Origin of the sequence: Streptomyces sediminimaris (assembly GCF_047049295.1) — a bacterium.
GTDB classification, from domain to species: domain Bacteria; phylum Actinomycetota; class Actinomycetes; order Streptomycetales; family Streptomycetaceae; genus Streptomyces; species Streptomyces sediminimaris.
Genome location: NZ_JBJWOT010000001.1, coordinates 3,036,301 through 3,055,610 on the forward strand (window position 1 = coordinate 3,036,301; position 19,310 = coordinate 3,055,610).

14 protein-coding genes are annotated in these 19,310 nt (G+C 73.1%); all 14 read left to right on the forward strand.

The features are described 5' to 3' along the window. The first annotated feature begins 121 nt into the window (after positions 1–121). The gene (locus tag ACJ9NR_RS14120) at positions 122–1,216 is read left to right on the forward strand and encodes a mechanosensitive ion channel family protein (RefSeq protein ID WP_412487904.1); all 1,095 of its coding nucleotides are present in this window, start codon (positions 122–124) and stop codon (positions 1,214–1,216) included. A 187-nt stretch (positions 1,217–1,403) separates the two neighbouring features. Continuing rightward, entirely contained in the window at positions 1,404–2,615 is a 1,212-nt protein-coding gene (locus ACJ9NR_RS14125) for an ROK family transcriptional regulator (protein ID WP_412487905.1), read from the forward strand. A 70-nt stretch (positions 2,616–2,685) separates the two neighbouring features. Beyond that, positions 2,686–4,047 carry an ABC transporter substrate-binding protein gene (locus ACJ9NR_RS14130; protein ID WP_412487906.1) on the forward strand — a complete coding sequence of 454 codons (1,362 nt, stop codon included), beginning with the start codon at positions 2,686–2,688 and terminating at the stop codon, positions 4,045–4,047. Continuing rightward, positions 4,047–5,015, forward strand: a complete 969-nt coding sequence (locus ACJ9NR_RS14135) for a carbohydrate ABC transporter permease (RefSeq protein WP_412487907.1) — start codon at positions 4,047–4,049, stop codon at positions 5,013–5,015. The genes ACJ9NR_RS14130 and ACJ9NR_RS14135 overlap by 1 nt, the downstream gene beginning before the upstream one ends. 2 nt (positions 5,016–5,017) lie before the next feature. Continuing rightward, on the forward strand, positions 5,018–5,911 hold the full coding sequence (locus ACJ9NR_RS14140; protein ID WP_412487908.1) for a carbohydrate ABC transporter permease: 894 nt from the start codon (positions 5,018–5,020) through the stop codon (positions 5,909–5,911). An 89-nt stretch (positions 5,912–6,000) separates the two neighbouring features. Next, a complete protein-coding gene (locus ACJ9NR_RS14145) occupies positions 6,001–7,317 on the forward strand; it encodes a 6-phospho-beta-glucosidase (RefSeq protein WP_412487909.1) in 1,317 nt (438 codons plus the stop codon). After that, complete coding sequence (locus ACJ9NR_RS14150) at positions 7,308–8,279, forward strand: N-acetylglucosamine kinase (protein WP_412487910.1); 972 nt, start codon at positions 7,308–7,310, stop codon at positions 8,277–8,279. The genes ACJ9NR_RS14145 and ACJ9NR_RS14150 overlap by 10 nt, the downstream gene beginning before the upstream one ends. A 178-nt stretch (positions 8,280–8,457) precedes the next feature. Then, complete coding sequence (locus ACJ9NR_RS14155) at positions 8,458–9,915, forward strand: GlnX family signal transduction membrane protein (RefSeq protein ID WP_412487911.1); 1,458 nt, start codon at positions 8,458–8,460, stop codon at positions 9,913–9,915. A gap of 14 nt (positions 9,916–9,929) precedes the next feature. Continuing rightward, positions 9,930–10,976: a glutamate ABC transporter substrate-binding protein gene (locus ACJ9NR_RS14160; RefSeq protein WP_412487912.1), complete on the forward strand. Its 1,047-nt coding sequence runs from the start codon at positions 9,930–9,932 to the stop codon at positions 10,974–10,976. 76 nt (positions 10,977–11,052) lie between these two features. Then, the gene (locus ACJ9NR_RS14165; RefSeq protein WP_412487913.1) at positions 11,053–12,387 is read left to right on the forward strand and encodes a coiled-coil domain-containing protein; all 1,335 of its coding nucleotides are present in this window, start codon (positions 11,053–11,055) and stop codon (positions 12,385–12,387) included. A gap of 21 nt (positions 12,388–12,408) precedes the next feature. Then, positions 12,409–14,901 (forward strand): serine/threonine-protein kinase, encoded by a 2,493-nt coding sequence (locus ACJ9NR_RS14170; RefSeq protein WP_412487914.1) that lies wholly within the window; start codon positions 12,409–12,411, stop codon positions 14,899–14,901. Further along, positions 14,902–16,239 (forward strand): PP2C family protein-serine/threonine phosphatase, encoded by a 1,338-nt coding sequence (locus tag ACJ9NR_RS14175; protein WP_412487915.1) that lies wholly within the window; start codon positions 14,902–14,904, stop codon positions 16,237–16,239. Between the two features lie 108 nt (positions 16,240–16,347). Then, positions 16,348–17,694, forward strand: a complete 1,347-nt coding sequence (locus ACJ9NR_RS14180; RefSeq protein ID WP_412487916.1) for a vWA domain-containing protein — start codon at positions 16,348–16,350, stop codon at positions 17,692–17,694. A gap of 81 nt (positions 17,695–17,775) precedes the next feature. After that, positions 17,776–19,230: an FHA domain-containing protein gene (locus ACJ9NR_RS14185; protein WP_412487917.1), complete on the forward strand. Its 1,455-nt coding sequence runs from the start codon at positions 17,776–17,778 to the stop codon at positions 19,228–19,230. Positions 19,231–19,310: the final 80 nt, after the last annotated feature.

The window sequence follows — 19,310 nt, forward strand, 5'->3', positions numbered from 1 at the left end:
AGGACGGCGAGATCCGCACACGATGCCCCGATAGTGTGGTGGCCCCGCACCGCCGGTGACCTTTTCGTGACCTCGGACGTACGCCGGTGGGGGCGGATCGCTGCACCTGGAGGTTTCCGCCGTGTCCTTGCCCGCCGTCCTGCCGGCCGCCGGCTCCTCGCCGTCACCGACCCCCTCGGGGGCGACGGCACCGGCGGTACCGACACTCCGGGACGCCCAGGAGGGTGCCACCAGCGCCGCCAGCTGGGTCGAGCAGAACTGGTCCACCTGGCTGGCGATCGGGCTGAGAGTCCTGCTGATCGCAGTGATCGCGGCGGTGCTGAGGGTGGTCGTGCAGCGCTCGATCACCAAGCTGATCGACCGGATGACCCGGACCGCCCAGGCCGCGCAGGGCACGGCGCTCGGCGGGCTGCTGGTCAACAACGAGCGCCGCCGCCAGCGCGCGCAGGCGATCGGCTCGGTGCTGCGGTCGGTCGCGTCGTTCCTGATCCTCGGCACCGCGGCGCTGATGATCCTGGGTACCTTCCAGATCAACCTCGCCCCGCTGCTCGCCTCCGCCGGCGTCGCGGGGGTGGCGATCGGTTTCGGTGCCCGCAACCTCGTCACCGACTTCCTCTCCGGTGTCTTCATGATCCTGGAGGACCAGTACGGCGTCGGCGACACGATCGACTCGGGTGTCGCCGTCGGCGAGGTCATCGAGGTCGGTCTGCGGGTGACGAAGCTGCGCGGCCCCAACGGCGCGATCTGGTACGTCCGCAACGGCGAGGTCAAGCGCATCGGCAACCTCTCCCAGGGCTGGGCGACGGCCGGTGTGGACGTGACCCTCAAGGCGGACGAGGACCTGGACCTGGTGAAGGCCACGCTCGACGAGGTCGCCGAGCGGATGAGCCGGGAGGAGCCCTGGAACGAGTTGCTGTGGGGGCCGGTCGAGATCCTCGGCCTGGACAGCGTGCTGCCCGACTCGATGGTCGTGCACGTCTCCGCCAGGACCATGCCCGGCAAGGACCGCACCGTCGAGCGCGAGCTGCGCTGGCGCATCAAGCGCGCCCTGGACGCGGCCGACATCCGCGTCGTGGGCGGCGCCACGGCCGCGGCGGAGGCGGAGGAGGCCGCCGACCCGTCGGCGGCGGTCGCGGCCCCGTCGGTGTTCTCCGACACCGAGTCCCCGCAGGCGGTGAACGCCTCCCCGATCACCCGGCGGCCCGCGGCGCCGTAGCCGATCGCGGACCCTCCCCCGCCCCCGCCCCCGCCCCCGCCCCCGAGGTAACGACTCCGTTGCCTCGGGGGCGGTTTCTCTTGACGCCCCCTTCGCCCTGGGCTTACGTTCCTTTCCAGCCAATAGGAAACTTTCCTAACAGTGATCGATGAGAAACTTCGGGCAGTCGAAAGGCAGGTGGCGCCCCATGGCAGGAACGGCCGGCACGCCGGGCACCCCGCGCGTCCTGCGCGCCATGAACGACCGCGCCGCCCTGGACCTCCTCCTGGAGCACGGGCCGCTGTCCCGCACCCGCATCGGCAAGCTCACCGGCCTGTCCAAGCCGACCGCCTCCCAGCTGCTCGCCCGCCTCGAGGCGGCCGGCCTCGTCCTGGCCACCGGCACCACCGAGGGGCGGCCCGGGCCCAACGCCCAGCTGTACGAGGTCGACCCGTCCGCCGCGTACGCCGCCGGGCTCGACGTCACCCCCGAGCGCATCCTCGCCGCGGTCGCCGACGTCACCGGCCGCACGGTGGGCACCTGCGAGCTGCAGACCCCCGGCAGACGGCCCGCCCAGCCCGTCGTCCGGCAGGTCACCGACGCCCTCGACGGCGCCGTGAAGGCCGCGGGCCTCGCCCGCGACGACGTCCACCGCGTCGTCATCGGCACCCCGGGCGCCTTCGACCCGAACACCGGGCGCCTGCGCTACGCCTCCCACCTGCCCGGCTGGCACACGCCGAGCCTGCTCGACGAACTCGCCGCGGCGCTGCCGATGCCGGTCGAGTACGAGAACGACGTCAACCTCGCCGCCGTCGCCGAGCAGCGGCTGGGCGCGGCGCGCGGACACGAGGACTTCGTGCTGCTGTGGAACGAGGGCGGGCTCGGTGCCGCCCTCGTCCTCGGCGGGCGGCTGCACCGCGGCTGGACCGGCGGCGCCGGCGAGGTCGGCTTCCTGCCCGTGCCGGGCGCGCCCCTGGTGCGCCAGGTGACCAAGGCCAACAGCGGCGGCTACCAGGAGCTGGCGGGTTCGCAGGCCATCCCGAAGCTGGCCCGCAGCCTGGGCATCGAGGACATCCCCGCCGGACCGTACGCCGAGTCCGCCGCCGCCCTCGTCGCCCGCGCCGCCGGGGCCGACGACGGCCCGCACCGGCAGCTGCTGCAGACGTACGCCACCCGGCTGGCCACCGGTCTCGCCTCGCTCGTCTCCGTCCTCGACCCCGAACTCGTCGTCCTCAGCGGCAGCTCGCTCACCCTGGGCGGCGAGGTGCTGCGCGCGCTCGTCCAGTCCGAGCTGGAGGAGCTGGCCGCCTCCCGGCCCCGGCTCGTGGTCGGCGAGGTGCACGAACACCCCGTGCTGCGGGGCGCGCTGGAAAGCGCGCTCGCGGCCACCCGCGACGAGGTCTTCGACACCTCCCGCTGAGCCTCTGCCCCTCCGGCCCCACCTCGCGCCCCCCTTCACCCACCCCGTCCCGTCCCTGGGAGATCCAGCCATGCCCGGAAAGTCCTGGAAAGTCGCCCCCGGAGCGTCACGGAGGGCGGCCGTCGCCCTCGCCGCGTCCGCCTCCCTGGCCCTCCTCGCCACCGCCTGCACCGGTCAGTCCTCCTCCGGTGCCGACGACGACGCCTCGAAGCAGACGACCATCAATTTCTGGCACGCCTGGAGCGCGCCGAACGAGGTGAAGGCCGTCGACTCCCTGATCGCCGGCTTCGAGAAGGCCCACCCCAACATCCATGTGAACGTCGTCGCCAACATGACCGACGACAAGATCAACCAGGCGCTGCGCGCGGGCGGCGCCAAGGCCCCGGACGTCATCTCCTCCTTCACCACCAACAACGTCGGCAAGTTCTGCTCCTCGGGCGCGCTGGTCGACCTGAACCCCTTCTTCAAGAAGTCGGGCATCGACCCCGCGACGACGTTCCCCAAGGCGATGAACGAGTACACGCAGTTCGAGGGGAACCGCTGCACCGCGCCGCTGCTGGGCGACGCCTACGGCCTCTACTACAACAAGACGGCCTTCGCGAAGGCGGGCATCAAGAATCCGCCGAAGACGTGGTCGGAGTTCGAGGCCGACGCCAAGAAGCTCACGATCCCGCAGGGCGGCAGCTTCAAGCAGCTCGGCTTCATGCCCGACTACCACGGCTGGGAGACCACGACCGAGCACTACTTCGCGCAGTTCTCGCCCACGTACTTCGACAAGGCCGGCAAGTCCGAACTCGCCACGGACCCCGCCTTCCGGGCCGGCTTCACCCTCCAGAAGAAGCTCGTCGACGAACTCGGCGGATTCCGGAAGCTGGAGACCTACCGCGCCAAGCTCGGCGACGAGTGGGGCCCCAAGCACCCCTTCCACACCGGCCAGGTGGCCATGCAGCTCGACGGTGAGTGGCGCCTGGGAATGGCCCTGGACGCCAAGCCCGCGTTCGACATCGGCGTGGCCCCGCTGCCCGTCCCCGACGACCAGGTGAGCCAGTACGGCAAGGGCTACATCACCGGCACCATCACCGGCATCGCCGCCACCAGCCACAAGCAGAACGCGGCCTGGGAGCTGGTGAAGTACATGACCACGGACACGGACGCGGTGGTGGGCTTCTCCAACGCCATCCACAACGTCCCCTCGACGCTGGCCGCCCTGAAGTCGCCGAAGCTCAAGTACGACCCGCGCTTCAAGACGTTCCTGGAGATCGCCGCGAACCCGAACTCCACGACGACCCCGGCCTCCGTCAACGGCGGCGTCTACCTGGCCACGATCCAGAACTTCGGGTACGACTACGAGAGCGGAAAGGTCACCGACCTCCAGGCCGGCCTGAGGAAGACGGCCGCGCAGATCGACACGGACATCGCGCAGGCGAAGTGATGGCCGCGATCATCCCGGCGCCGAAGCGCCGCCCGCCCGGCCTCACCGCGAAGCGCAGGAAACAGGCGCTGCGCAACCTCGCCTTCATGTCGCCCTGGCTGATCGGCTTCGCGGTCTTCTTCGCGTACCCGCTGATCTCCACGGTCTACTTCTCCTTCATGCACTACGACGGCTTCAGAGCGCCGACGTGGAGCGGCACGAAGAACTGGAGTTACGTCTTCGAGCACTACCCGTTCTTCTGGCCGGCCCTGCGCAACACCCTCTGGCTGGTGCTGGTGATGGTGACCCTGCGGGTCGTCTTCGGCCTCGGCGTCGGCCTGCTGATCACGAAGATCAAGACGGGCACGGGTGTGTTCCGCACCCTGTTCTACCTGCCCTACCTGGCCCCGCCGGTGGCCGCCACGATGGCGTTCGCCTTCCTGCTCAACCCCGGTACGGGCCCGGTCAACTCGATCCTGGAGAAGGCCGGTATCCCGGCCCCCGGCTGGTTCAACGACCCCAGCTGGTCCAAGCCGGCCCTCACCCTGCTCGCCCTGTGGGGCATCGGCGACCTGATGGTCATCTTCATGGCCGCCCTGCTCGACGTGCCCCAGGAGCAGTACGAGGCGGCCGAGCTGGACGGCGCCTCCGCCTGGCAGCGCTTCCGGTACGTGACGCTGCCGAACATCTCGCCGATCGTCATGTTCGCCGTCGTCACCGGCGTCATCCAGACGATGCAGTACTACACGCAGCCGCTCATCGCGGGGAAGGTCGCCTCCGGCGTGATCCAGGGCGCCGGCACCCAGTTCGAGCCGGGCTACCCGGAGAAGTCGACCCTGACCCTCCCCCAGCTCGTCTACAACCTCGGCTTCCAGCGCTTCGACTACGGGTCCGCGTGCGTCGTCGCCCTGGTCCTGTTCGCCCTGTCCATGGTGTTCACCGCGTTCCTGATGCGGCGCCGGGGCGGCCTCAACCTGGCAGGTGACTGACGATGGCCCAAGTCCTGGACCGGCCGGTGCGGGTGAAGACACCGGTCTCCCCCACCGAGCGCACGGCCCGCCGCCGGACGCTGCTGGAGTGGATCGCGGTCCACTCGCTCGGCGTCGCCGCCGCGCTCTTCTTCGTCCTGCCCTTCGTGTTCGTGTTCCTGACCTCGCTGATGAGCGACAGCCAGGCGCTCAGCCGCGACCTGATCCCGCACACCTGGGAGTGGTCCAACTACCGGAAGGTCTTCGACACCCCGGGCTTCCTGACCTGGTGGAAGAACACGCTGATCTACGCCGGCCTCGGCACGGTCCTCACCGTCGCCTCCTCGATCCCGGTGGCGTACGCGCTCGCCAAGTTCCGCTTCCGCGGCCGCAACCTGGCGCTCATGCTGGTGATCTCGATGATGATGCTGCCGCCGCAGGTGGTCATCATCCCGATGTACCTCTTCTGGGCGAAGCAGCTGGACCTGTCCGGCACGCTGTGGCCGCTGATCATCCCGATGGCGTTCGGCGACGCGTTCTCCATCTTCCTGCTGCGCCAGTTCCTGATGACCATCCCGAACGAGTACCTGGACGCGGCGAAGGTGGACGGCTGCAGCGAGCTGCGCACCCTGCTGAGGGTCGTCCTGCCGATGGCCCGGCCGGGCATCGCGGCCGTCGGCCTGTTCCAGTTCTTCTACGCCTGGAACGACTACTTCGGCCCGCAGATCTACGCGTCGGAGAACCCCGGCGCCTGGACGCTGTCCTACGGTCTGGAGTCGTTCAAGGGTGCGCACCACACCGACTGGAATCTGACCATGGCCGCGACCGTGCTGGTCATGGCCCCCGTGATCCTCGTGTTCTTCTTCGCCCAGAAGGCGTTCGTCGAAGGTGTCACGCTCACCGGAGTGAAGGGTTGACCGTTCGTGCTGCGTCTTCCCGGGGGACGACCCCCTGACCCCCGGCCGATGATCCCCGTCCCCCGCGCCCGGAAGCGAGGCAACCTCCAGTGAAACTCACCGTGGTCGGCGGAGGCTCGACCTACACCCCCGAACTCATCGACGGTTTCGCACGCCTGCGGGACACCCTGCCCGTCGAGGAACTGGTACTGGTCGACCCGGCCGCCGACCGCCTGGAGCTGGTCGGCGGGCTCGCCCGCCGCATCTTCGCCAGGCAGGGCCACAGCGGCCGGGTCGTCACCACCTCCGACCTGGACGCGGGTGCCGACGGCGCCGACGCCGTGCTGCTGCAGCTGCGCGTCGGGGGGCAGGCGGCCCGCGCACAGGACGAGACCTGGCCGCTGGAGTGCGGCTGCGTGGGCCAGGAGACGACCGGCGCCGGCGGCCTCGCCAAGGCGCTGCGCACGGTCCCGGTCGTCCTGGACATCGCCGAACGCGTCCGGCGCGCCAGCCCGGACGCCTGGATCATCGACTTCACCAACCCGGTCGGCATCGTCACCCGGGCGCTGCTGCAGGCCGGCCACAAGGCGGTCGGCCTGTGCAACGTGGCGATCGGCTTCCAGCGGAAGTTCGCGGGCATGCTGGGCGTCGCGCCCTCGGACGTCCACCTCGACCACGTCGGCCTCAACCACCTCACCTGGGAGACCGGCGTACGCCTGGAGGGCCCCGAGGGCGAGAACGTCCTGCCCAGGCTGCTGGCCGAGCACGGCGCCGCGATCGCCGGCGACCTGCGGCTGCCGAGGGCCCTGCTCGACCGCCTCGGCGTGGTCCCGTCGTACTACCTGCGCTACTTCTACGCCCACGACGAGGTCGTGGAGGAGCTGCGCACCAAGCCCTCCCGGGCCGCCGAGGTGGCGGAGATGGAACGGCAGTTGCTGAAGATGTACGGCGACCCGGCCCTCGACGAGAAGCCCGAGCTGCTCGCCAGGCGCGGCGGTGCCTACTACTCGGAGGCCGCGGTGGACCTGGCGGCGGCGCTGCTGGGCGGTCACGACGGCGGGCCCGAGGGGCCCCCGGCCGAGAGGGGCGGCGGGCGGCGGGCGGGCAGCCCGTACCAGGTGGTCAACACCCTCAACCGCGGCACGCTGCCCTTCCTGCCCGACGACGCGGTCATCGAGGTGCAGGCAGCCGTCGGCCCGAAGGGAGCGCTCCCGCTGGCGGTGCCGTCCGTGGACCCGCTCTACGCGGGCCTGATGGCGAACGTGACGGCCTATGAGGACCTGGCCCTCCGGGCGGCCCTGCACGGCGGCCGCGACCGGGTCTTCCGCGCCCTCCTCGCCCACCCCCTCATCGGGCAGTACGCCTACGCGGACGCCCTCACCGACAAGCTGATCGCACACAACCGGGAGCACCTCGCGTGGGCATGACCGCACGTGTCCTCGCCGTCGACGCGGGCAACAGCAAGACCGACGTGGCGGTCGTGGCGGCCGACGGGACCGTCCTCGCCACGGCACGCGGCGGCGGGTTCCGGCCGCCCGTGGTGGGCGTGGAGGCGGCGGTGGACGTCCTCGCGGAGGCGGTGGACACCGCGTTCGCCGCAGCGGGGGTCACCTCGGTGGACCACGTCTCCGCATGCCTGGCCAACGCCGACTTCCCCGTGGAGGAGGAGCGCCTGGCGGCCGCGCTGCACGCGCGCGCGTGGGGCACGGCCGTGGAGGTCCGCAACGACACCTTCGCCATCCTGCGCGCGGGCATCACCGAACCGCGCGGTGTCGCCGTCGTCTGCGGCGCCGGCATCAACTGCGTCGGCATGCGCCCCGACGGCCGCACCGCCCGCTTCCCCGCGATAGGCCGCATCTCCGGTGACTGGGGCGGCGGGTGGGGGCTGGCGGAGGAGGCCCTGTGGTTCGCCGCGCGCGCGGAGGACGGGCGCGGCGAGCCCACGGCCCTGGCCCGCACCCTGCCCGCCCACTTCGGCCGCCCCACCATGCTCGCGCTGATCGAGGCGCTGCACCTGGAGCAGGTGCCGCACGCCCGCCGCCACGAGCTGACACCGGTGCTCTTCGCGACGGCGGCGGACGGCGACCCGATCGCCCGCGCGATCGTCGACCGGCTCGCCGGCGAGGTGGTCACGATGGCGACGGTGGCCCTGACCCGCCTGGAGCTGCTGGAGGAGGAGACACCGGTCCTGCTCGGCGGTGGGGTGCTGGCCGCCCGGCATCCCCGACTGAGCGACGGTATCCGCGAGTTGCTGGCGGTACGCGCGCCGAAGGCGGTGGCCCGGGTGGTGACGGCGAGTCCGGTGCTGGGCGCCGCGCTGCTGGGCCTCGACCGGGTGGGCGCGCGGACGGAGGTGCACGAGAAGGTACGTGCCCACTTCGAATCCTGAGCCCGGGCGCGCCATAATCGACCGGGCCGCGGCACGGGTCCCGGGGGGCGGCCCCGGCCCGGAACCGAACTGATTCCCCAGGCGTATTCATGGGCAGGGTGATGCGGAGCCCTGCCCTGCCGCCGGCAGGACCCGCCAGGGATACTTGCGGCGACGGATGACCATGGGGGAGGTCGAAGTGACACACCCGCCGAAGAGCAGCGCGGCGCCGCCGGGATCCGGCCTGCCCACGATGCCGGCCGTGCCGTCGCAGCCGGGGCCGCCCGCTCCCCCGCCGCCCCCGTCTCCCGGCGCCGCCGTGCCCGCGCCGGCCGCCACCCGCCGCACGGCCTTCGCCGAAGGCGTCGACCGGCTGCGCGAGGCGGCGACGACGGAGCCGGGCCGGCTGCGCGTCATCGGCGCGCTCGTCGCCCTCCTCGTCGTCGCGTTCGGCGCGGTCACCGCCTGGCAGATGACCGACCGCGCGGCGGCCGCCGACGACGTGCTCACCAGCAGCCAGCCGCTCAGCTCCGACGCGGCCGACATCTACCGCTCGCTCGCCGACGCCAACACGGCGGCGGCCAGCGGCTATCTCGCGGGCCCGCAGGAGAAGCCCGCGATGCGCCGGCGCTACGAGAAGGACATCCGCACCGCCGCGGACAAGCTCGTCACGGCCGCCTCCAACTCCCGGGCGGGTTCCGACTCGGCGAAGACCATCGAGGACCTCAACCAGCTGCTGCCGCAGTACAAGGGCCTGATCGAGACCGCCCGGGCCAACAACCGCCAGGGCTACCCGGTCGGCAGCGCCTACCTGCGGGCGGCGAACGAGCAGATGCAGCAGCAGATGCTGCCCAAGGCCGAGAACCTGTACCGGAAGGAGAACCAGCGGCTGCGGTCCGACTACGCCGACGCCAAGGCCTTCCCGTGGGCCGCGATCGGCCTCGGCCTCGTCGCGCTCGGCGGCCTGGCCTGGGCCCAGCGCCGCACCTACCTGCGCACCAACCGGGTGCTCAACCAGGGCCTGGTCACCGCCTCGGCCGCCTCCGCGGTCGTCCTGCTCTGGCTCGTCGTCGGCCACGTCGTCGCCCGTGCCGGGCTGAACGACTCCTACGACCACGGCGTCCGCTCGCTGAACGTCCTGCACGACGCCCGCATCGCGTCCCTGACCGCCCGCAGCGACGAGAACCTCAGCCTGATCCGCCGCGGCGCGGACACCACGAAGGTCGGCGGCGCGACCAAGGACGCCTACGCGGCGGGCTACGACGCCCAGATCGGCCGGCTGGCCACGTCCCTGACCAGGGCCGGCGGTCTCGCCGACGACCCGGCGGGCAGGAAGCCCGTACAGGACGCGAACGGCTTCATGAAGGCGTGGAAGGACCGGCACGGCGTCGCGCAGCAACTCAACGACAAGGGCGAGTACCAGCAGGCCCGTGACAAGGTCATCGGCGTCGGCAAGGACCCGACGAGCGTGTGCTTCGACAATGTGGACAAGGCGCTCCAGACGGCCCTCGGCCACGAGCAGGCGGAGTTCCAGCAGGCCGCGGGCGACGGCAAGGACGCCCTGACCGGCCTGCCCTACGGCGCCGCCGTCCTCGCCGTGCTGGGCGCGGCCGGCGCCGTGCTCGGCATCGGCCGCAGGCTTTCGGAGTACCGGTGAGAGGGGGCGTGACGATGGATGCGCACCGTCCGGGCCGGCGTCCGCGCAACGGCCTGCGCGGCTGGGGCGGGGTCGGCGCGATGGCGGCCCTGTGCGCCCTGGCCCTGGCCTTCGCGCTGCAGCTGCCCCGCACCCAGCCGAGCGGTGCCGCGGACGGCGGCGGCCGGAGCCTGGCCCACGGCACCCAGGCCAGGGCGGAGACGACGTGCGACAACGGCGTGGCCCCGCAGGACCAGAGCCTCTCGCCGTCCGGCGGCGACGGCAACACGGCGGTCATCGACGCGATCAAGGCCCGCAAGGACCGGCGGCTGGTCGTCGGCGTCGACACCAACAGCTACCGCTGGGGCTATCTCAACCCCAACCACACCTCCGGCGCGCTGGAGGGCTTCGACATCGACCTCGTCCACCGGATCGCCGGGGACCTCCTCGGCGACCCGAACGCGGTCTCGTTCAAGGCCATCCCCACCGACCAGCGCATTCCGGCGATCCAGAGCGGCGAGGTCGACATGGTGGTGCGCACCATGACGATCAACTGCGACCGGCTGAAGGACGTCGCCTTCTCCGCCCCCTACTTCAGGACCGGCCAGCAGGTCCTCGCGCCCAGGACCTCGACGATCACCGGTTACAACGCGAGCCTCGCCGGGAAGAAGGTCTGCTCGGCGGAGGGCTCCACCGCGCTCGACAGCCTGCGCGCGGACCGGGGCGGCAGGATCCCCGCCTCGACCGACATCGCCACCGTCGTCCCCAACCAGCTCGACTGCCTGGTGAAGTTGCAGCTCGGCGAGGTCGACGCGGTGGTCACCGACGGCGCGCTCGCCGCGAGCCAGGCGGCGCAGGACCCGACGGTCGAACTGAAGGGCGGTCTGTTCACCGACGAGTACTACGGCGTGGCGATGAAACGGGGCTCCGACGATCTGGTACGCCAGGTCAACCGGACCCTGGAGAACTACGTCAAGAACGGTGGATGGGCCGCCTCGTACGCGAAGTGGCTGCACCCCACCATGGACCAGGGCGAGAAGAAGTCGGCGTCGGCGACCCCTCCCGCCGCCCACTACAAGTGACCGACCATCGAAGGAACGCCGGACGACGGACGTCAGAGACGACACGACGGAACACGACAGCAGCGAGAGGTGATCGATGGGCGCCACGGACCCCGCCGGGCCGGTGATGGACCGGGACGAGGTGGACCGTGCGCTGGCGCGGCTCGGCGCGGAGCACGAGGCGATCGAGACCTCGCTCCTCGCCCTGCAGGACCACGCGGGCCGCAGACTCCTGGAGGGCGCGCAGCTCACCGGCGTCACCGAGGAGCGCTGGGCCGCCGCGGAGGCGTCGATCACGCTGCTGTGGACGTACTTCGACGCCTACACGGACGCGTTGCGCTCCGCCCGGGAGATCCGCTCCCGCCGCCGCTGGTCCAGCCACGAGGACCTGGTGGAGCTGACCGAGCTGCTGCGCGGCGAGGCCGTGGCCGTCGCGGGCGCCGCCACGGCCACCGCGAACGCGCCCACGCTGCACGGCACGTCCGGCAAGCTGAGCCGGCGGTTCTCGCTGGCCGCCCTCGTCGACGTGATGAACGAGCTGTACGCGACGAGCCTGGACATGGTCGTCGCCGCCGACGCGGTCTGGTCGGCGCTGCCCGCGCGGATCGACTTACTGGCCGCGGAGCTGCAGCGCACCCGCAAGCTCGCCCACTCCGTCGGCGTGCGCCCCGGGGAGCACCCGGCCGGCGACGACCTGGAGCGCATCACGCGGACCCTGACCTCCCTGCGCGAGCGGGTGGTCTCCGACCCGCTCGCCTACTGGCGTCCCGCGCAGGGCAGTTCGGCGCCCGGCGGCGGCCGTCCGGACACCACGGTCTACGACCGCGAGGCGCGCGCCCTGGAGGAGGTGCGCCGGGAGATCGACGCCGTGCTCACCGTCCGGCAGGACGCCGAGCAGCGGCTGGTGAAGCTGCGGGACGTGCTCAGCCGCGCGGACCGCACGCTCGCGGAGGCGCGCAGCGCGCGCGGCGAGGTCCTGGCGAAGATCGCCGCCACGGAGGTGCCGGTCGTCAGCGGCCCGCCGACCCAGCTCCAGGAGCAGCTGGCGACGGCCGCCGAGTACCGCAGGCACGCGCAGTGGCACCGGCTCTCCCCGCTGCTGGAGTCCCTGGAGGAGAAGGCGGAGGACGAGCTGCTGCGCGCCCGCGAGTCGCTCACCGCGGTGACCGCGCCGCTCGCGGTCCGCGCCGAGCTGCGCGGCCGCCTCGACGCCTACCGGGCGAAGGTCGCCCGGCACGGGCTGGCCGAGGACCCGTTGCTCACCGAGAGGTACGACGCGGCGCGCCGCATGCTGTGGAGCGCGCCCTGCGACCTGCGCGTCGCCGAGCAGGCCGTGCTGCGCTACCAGCAGGCGGCGGCCGAGGCGCTGGGCGCCCCGCGGGTGCCGGGTCAGGGCGGACCCGCGGACCGCGGGGTGCGGGAGCGTGAGTGACGAAGGGGGTGCTGTGACGTCATGAGCCAGGCACAGCAGCAGTGCCAGCGACCGGGCTGCGAGGGCGCCTACGAGGACGTGGGCGGTGGTGAGCTGTACTGCGACACCTGCGGCCTCGCACCGGTGGTGTCCGCCACCGGCACGGTGAGCTCGCCGGCCACCGGCGTCACGGGCGGCGGCAAGGGGTCGCGGGACAGCGGCAGTTCGCGCTCCAGCGGCCGCGGCAGCTCGCGTACGTCCTCGCAGTCGTCGAAGTCGCGCCGCTCGGTCTCCGGACGGCTCTCCCGCTCCCTGTCGGGCCGTACCTCCGGCCGTTCGGTGTCGGTGCGCAGCTCCGGTTCCGGCACCGGAACCAGCGGCCGCGGCCGGCTGGGCGCGGGGCTGGTGGAGGTGCCGGACGTGCCGCGGCCCGCCCCGCGCGAGATGGTCCTGGACAACCCGGAGGTGCCCGAGCGCAAGCGGTTCTGCTCGCGCTCGGACTGCGGGGCGCCGGTCGGCCGGGCGCGGGGTGAGCGGCCGGGCCGTACGGAGGGCTTCTGCACCAAGTGCGGCCACCCGTACTCCTTCGTGCCGAAGCTGAAGGCCGGTGACGTGGTGCACGGCCAGTACGAGGTCGTGGGCTGCCTGGCGCACGGCGGGCTCGGCTGGGTCTACCTCGCCGTCGACAAGGCGGTCTCCGACCGGTGGGTGGTGCTCAAGGGCCTGCTCGACACCGGTGACCAGGACGCGATGGCGGCGGCGATCTCGGAGCGGCGCTTCCTGGCCGAGATCGAGCACTCCAACATCGTGCGCATCTACAACTTCGTGGAGCACCTCGACCAGCGCACCGGCTCCCTGGACGGCTACATCGTCATGGAGTACGTCGGCGGCAAGTCGCTGAAGGAGATCGCCAACGCGCGCCGGACGCCCGCGGGCAAGCGCGATCCGCTGCCGGTGGAGCAGGCGTGCGCGTACGGCATCGAGGCGCTGGAGGCGCTCGGCCATCTGCACAGCCGCAACCTGCTGTACTGCGACTTCAAGGTCGACAACGCCATCCAGACCGAGGACCAGCTCAAGCTCATCGACATGGGCGCGGTGCGCCGCATGGACGACGAGGAGTCGGCCATCTACGGCACGGTCGGCTACCAGGCGCCCGAGGTCGCCGAGGCCGGCCCGTCGGTGGCGTCCGACCTGTACACGGTCGCCCGCACGCTCGCCGTCCTGACCTTCGACTTCCAGGGCTACACGAACGTCTTCGCGGACTCCCTGCCCGACCCGGACAACATCGAGGTCTTCCGCCAGTACGAGTCGTTCTACCGTCTGCTGGTCCGCGCCACCGACCCCGACCCGGCCCGCCGGTTCGCCTCCGCGCAGGAGATGGCGGAGCAGCTGACGGGTGTGCTGCGCGAGGTCGTCTCCCTGCAGTCGGGGCGGGCACGGCCCGCGCTGTCGACGCTGTTCGGGCCCGAACTGAGAGTCACCGACACCGAGTTGTTCCCCAGGCTGGAGGGGGACGTGTCGCTGCTGGGGGCGCGGGCGGTGCGCCGGGGCGGGCAGCGGCCCCGGCCGCCCGCGCCGCCCGACGGCTCCCGGGCGATCGTCGGACCCGTCGACTCCGCCGTCGCGGCCCTCGCCCTGCCGGTGCCCCGCGTCGACCCCTCCGACCCGAACGCCGGCTTCCTGGCGGGCCTGATGACGACCGCGCCGGCCGAGCTGCTCGGGGCGCTGGCCGCCGCGCCGGCGCCGTCGGTGGAGACCCGGCTCCGGCAGATCCGCGCCTGGCTGGAGAACGGCGACTCTCACACCGCGCTGGAGGCGCTGGTCAACCTGGAGCAGGAGCGCCCCGACGACTGGCGGGTGGTCTGGTACCGCGGCGTGGCCGCGCTGGTGACCGGCGACCAGGAGGGCGCCGCGCTCGCCTTCGACGCGATCTACGACGCCTTCCCGGGTGAGGTCGCGCCGAAGCTGGCGCTCGGCCTGTGCGCGGAGGTGCTGGGCCAGCTGGACAACGCGGCCGAGTACTACCGGCTGGTGTGGGCGGCCGACCCGAGCCACGTCAGCGCCGCCTTCGGCCTGGCCCGCGTCCAGCTCGCCACCGGGGACCGGCCGGGCGCCGTACGGACGCTGGAGTCGGTCCCGGAGTCGTCGATCCACTACACGGCCGCGCGCGTGGCCGCCGTGCGGGCGCGGCTGCGCGGGCGCACGGCGACCGCCGGTGACGTGGCGTTCCTGGACGACCTGACCGCCGCGGCGGGACAGGTCGAGGCGCTCGACGCCTATGGTCTGGATCCGGCGCGCCGGGAGCAGTTGTCGGCCGAGGTCCTCGGCTGCGCGCTGGACTGGATACTCTCCGGAGGCCAGGGTTCCGCGCCCGCGGCGCGGCGGGTGCTGCTCGGCAGCGATCTGGACGAGCGGGGCCTCCGCTTCGGCCTGGAGCGTTCGTACCGCACGCTGGCCCGGCTGGCGCCCGGCGGCGAGGAGAGGATCGACCTGGTGGAACGTGCCAACCGTTACCGCCCCCGGACGTGGGTGTAGTTGATGTCGCAGATGCCCCAGCAGGCCGCCCTGTCGAACTGCCCGAGCTGCGAGTGGCCGCTCGAGTCGGACGACCGTTTCTGCGGTGCGTGCGGATACGACCTGTCCGCGGTGCCGGCGCCGCCGGCGGACCACCCGACGATCGCCCTGAACGGCGCGCCGCCGGCGGACGGCGGCGCGTCCTGGCCCCAGGCCGCCGAGCCGGACGGCACCGACGCCCCGGCGGCGACGCACCGGTCCGCGGACGTGCCCGGGAGGGACTCGGCCGGCTCCCCGCTGCCGCCGCCCCCGTCGCCGCCCACGGGATCGCCGGTCTCCCCGGCCTCCGGGGTGCGCTTCGACCGGCCGCCGGAGCCCGACGAGTACCCCCTGCAGGCGCCGGACCCGCGCGTGGCCGGCCCCTCCGCGTCCGCCGAGTCGGCGGCCAAGCTCTGTGTGGCCTGCCGCGCGGGCCGCGTCGACAGCGACGGCTACTGCGAGAACTGCGGGCACGCGCAGCCGCGCGAGCGCGACCACATGGAGCAGGAGGCCGGACCGGTCGCCGCGGTCAGCGACCGCGGGCTGCGCCACCACCGCAACGAGGACGCGTTCGGCATCGGACTGGCCACCCTCCCGGACGGCTCCCCCGCGTCCGTGGCCGTGGTCTGCGACGGTGTCTCCTCGGCGACCCGCCCCGACGACGCCTCGCTCGCCGCCGCCCGGGCGGCGAACGAGTCGCTGCTGGCCGCCCTGGAGCGCGGCACCCACCCGCAGCAGGGCATGCACGACGCGATCGTGGCCGCCTCGCACGCCGTCAACGCCCTGGCCGACGAGCCCGCCACCGCCCGCGAGCACAGCCCGCACCAGAACGCGCCGGCGTGCACGATCGTCGGCGCGGTCGTGACGCCCGGGCTGCTGGTCGTCGGCTGGGTCGGCGACAGCCGCGTCTACTGGGTCCCGGTGGACCGCGCCTCGCCCCCGGCCCGGCTCACCGAGGACGACTCCTGGGCCGCGCAGATGGTCTCCGCGGGCCTGATGAGCGAGGCCGAGGCGTACGCCGACGACCGCGCCCACGCGATCACGGGCTGGCTCGGCGCGGACGCCTACGAACTGGAGCCGCACACCGCGTCCTTCAAGCCGGACCGGCCGGGTGCGGTGGTGGTGTGCACGGACGGACTGTGGAACTACGCCGAGGCGGCGGAGGAGATGGCCGAGCTCCTCCCGCCGGACGCCGCGAGCCGTCCCCTGCACAGCGCCCGTGTGCTGGTGGGCCATGCCCTGGACGGCGGGGGCCACGACAACGTAACAGTGGCCGTCGTGCCGTTCCCGGCCGTGTCCCAGGGGGCAGGATCGGCCTGAGGCCGCGTACGGGGACGGTCTCGGCGGACCGGAGGGGACCGGTCCACTTCCAGGAACCACCGGAACCACCTCACGACTGTGAGGTCTTCGAGGGGGATTTGAGCAGGCATGGCCAATTTCTCGAAGTCCAACGTGCCGCAGTTCTCGATGGACGTGTACCAGAACGAGTACCTGCCCGAGGGCGGCCGTGAGGTCAACGCCATCGTCACGGTGACCGCCACCGGCGGCGGCACGGTCGGCAGCGCGGTGGCCGCACCCCACCTCTACGCGCCGGGCCGGGGCCCGTCCGCGGCGGTGGCGATCATGGTCGACTGCTCCGGCTCGATGGACTACCCGCCGACGAAGATGCGCAACGCCCGGGACGCGACGGCCGCCGCGGTCGACACCCTGCGCGACGGGGTGCACTTCGCGGTGATCGGCGGCACGCACGTGGCCAAGGAGGTCTACCCGGGCGGCGGACGCCTCGCCGTCGCCGATGCCACCACCCGCGAGCAGGCCAAGCAGGCGCTGCGGACGCTCGCCGCGGGCGGCGGCACGGCCATCGGCACCTGGCTGCGGCTGGCCGACCGCCTGCTCTCCTCCGCCGACGTCGCCATCCGTCACGGCATCCTGCTCACCGACGGCCGCAACGAGCACGAGTCGCCCGAGGACCTCAGGGCCGGCCTGGACTCCTGTGCCGGACGGTTCACCTGTGACGCACGAGGTGTGGGCACCGACTGGGAAGTGAAAGAAGTCACAGGGATCGCCTCCGCGCTCCTCGGCACGGCCGACATCGTCGCCGACCCGGCCGCCCTCGCCGCCGACTTCACGCACATGATGGAGACGGCCATGGGCAAGGAGGTCGCCGACGTCGCCCTCCGGCTGTGGACGCCGGTCGGCACCACCATCAAGTTCGTCAAGCAGGTCGCGCCCACCGTCGAGGACCTGACCGACCGCCGCACGGAGGCCGGCCCGCGCGCCGGGGACTACCCCACCGGCTCCTGGGGCGACGAGTCCCGTGACTACCACGTGTGCGTCGAGGTGCCGTCCGCGGGCCTGGGCCAGGAGATGCTCGCCGCCCGGGTCTCACTGGTCGTCCCGCAGCCCGACGGCGGGGCGCAGAACCTCGGCGCCCAGGGCCTGGTACGGGCCGTGTGGACCGACGACATGGCCGCTTCCACGGCGATCAACCCCCAGGTCGCCCACTACACGGGGCAGGCCGAGCTGGCACAGGCCATCCAGCAGGGGCTCGATCTGCGCAAAGCGGGAGATTTCGACGGAGCGACGGCCAGACTGGGCCGGGCCGTCCAGCTCGCCAGCGCCTCCGGAAACGCGGATACTGCGAAACTGCTTGCGAAGGTGGTGGACGTGGTCGACGCCGCGACCGGTACTGTGCGACTGAAGGCGAAGGTCGCGGAGGCCGACGAGATGACGCTCGAGACCCGGTCGACGAAGACTGTTCGTGTGAAGAAGTGACGCAGCGAAGAGCGAGCCCGGCCCCCTGGGGTTGGAGAAACCCGGCCGGAAGGCCGGAAAAGGAGAGGGGGAAGCGCCGACATGCCGACCTGCCCGAACGGACACCAGTCGGGTTCCGACGACTGGTGCGAGGTCTGCGGTCACCGCATGGCCGGTGCCGTGCCTCCGCCCCCGCCGCCGCCCCCGCCCGGCGGTGGCTACGGCTTCCCGCCGCCCGGCCAGGGCCCCCCGCCCGGCGGCCGCGGGCACCTGTCCGCCGTACCGGACCCCGAGCCGGAGCTCTGCCCGCAGTGCCGTACGCCCCGCGAGGGCGGCGCGCCCTTCTGCGAGGAGTGCCGGTGGAACTTCCTGACGAACACGGCGACCTCCTACACCCCGGCCGCACCGCGCCCGCCGGCGCCCGGCCCCGCGGTGCGCTTCCAGCAGCCGCCCGGTCCCGGTGGCCCCGGTCCCGGTGGCCCCGGTCCCGGTGGCCCCGGTCCGTCCTACGGCGGCGCAGGTGACTCCTACGAGTACCAGGGCTCGCGCCCGTCCCAGGTGAACCGTCCCGCCGAGCCGATCCCGCCGAGCCCGCCCTACGGCTCGGACCCCTCGGGCCCGGCCGGCCCCTTCGGCGACCCGTCCGGCTTCGGCTCCGACCGCCCGGTCCCGCCGCCACCGGGCCCGACACCGCCCGCCGGTCCCGGTGGACCGGGTGGTCCGGGTGGACCCGGCAGCCCGGGTGGACCTGGTGGCCCCGGCGGCCCCGGGCCCTCCGGCGGTCATGGCGGTCCCGGTGGTTCCAGGGGCCCGGGTGGTCCGGGTGCTCCGGGTGGCCACGGTGCTCCCGGTGGCCCCGGCGGCCCCGGCGGCCCCGGTCAAGGTGGTGGCGCCCCGCAGGCCTTCCACCAGCCCGGTCCGCCGGCCCCGCCCGGCTTCCCGCAGGAGACGGGGCGGCCGCCGCAGCCCGGCGGCCCGTCCTTCGGCGGAGGCGACGAGGACTGGGTGATCTCCCCGCCGAGCGGCGGCCCGGGAGGTCCCGGCGGCCCCGGCGGCCCCGGTCAGGGCGGTGGCTACGGCTACCCGCCGCAGCCGGGCCCGGCCCAGGCCCCGCCGCCCGGCCAGGGCTACGGGCAGCCGCCCGCCGGCCCCGCCACCTGGACGGCGACGATCGGCCCCGACCGCGAGTACTTCATGGCGATGATGCAGCGCTCCGGCCCCGAGGCCGCGGGCCTGAACCTGCCCGCGTACTCGCCGGAGCAGCAGCGCACCCTCAGCGGCAACCAGGTCACCATCGGCCGCCGCCGCCACTCCACCGGCGACACCCCGGACATCGACCTGGCGGTGCCGCCGGAGGACCCGGGCGTCTCGCACCAGCACGCGGTGCTGGTGCAGCAGCCGGACGGCAGCTGGGCGGTCGTCGACCAGAACTCGACGAACGGCACCACGGTCAACGGCTCCGAGGAGCCGATCCAGCCCTTCGTGCCGGTGCCGCTGCAGGACGGCGACCGGGTGCACGTGGGCGCCTGGACGACGATCACGATCCGCCGAGGCTAGGGGCCGGGACCCGGCCGGAAGCGCCGCGAGGTGCCGTCGTCCGTCCGCGGCACCGTCGTGGCCGGTCGCGCGGCTGCCCG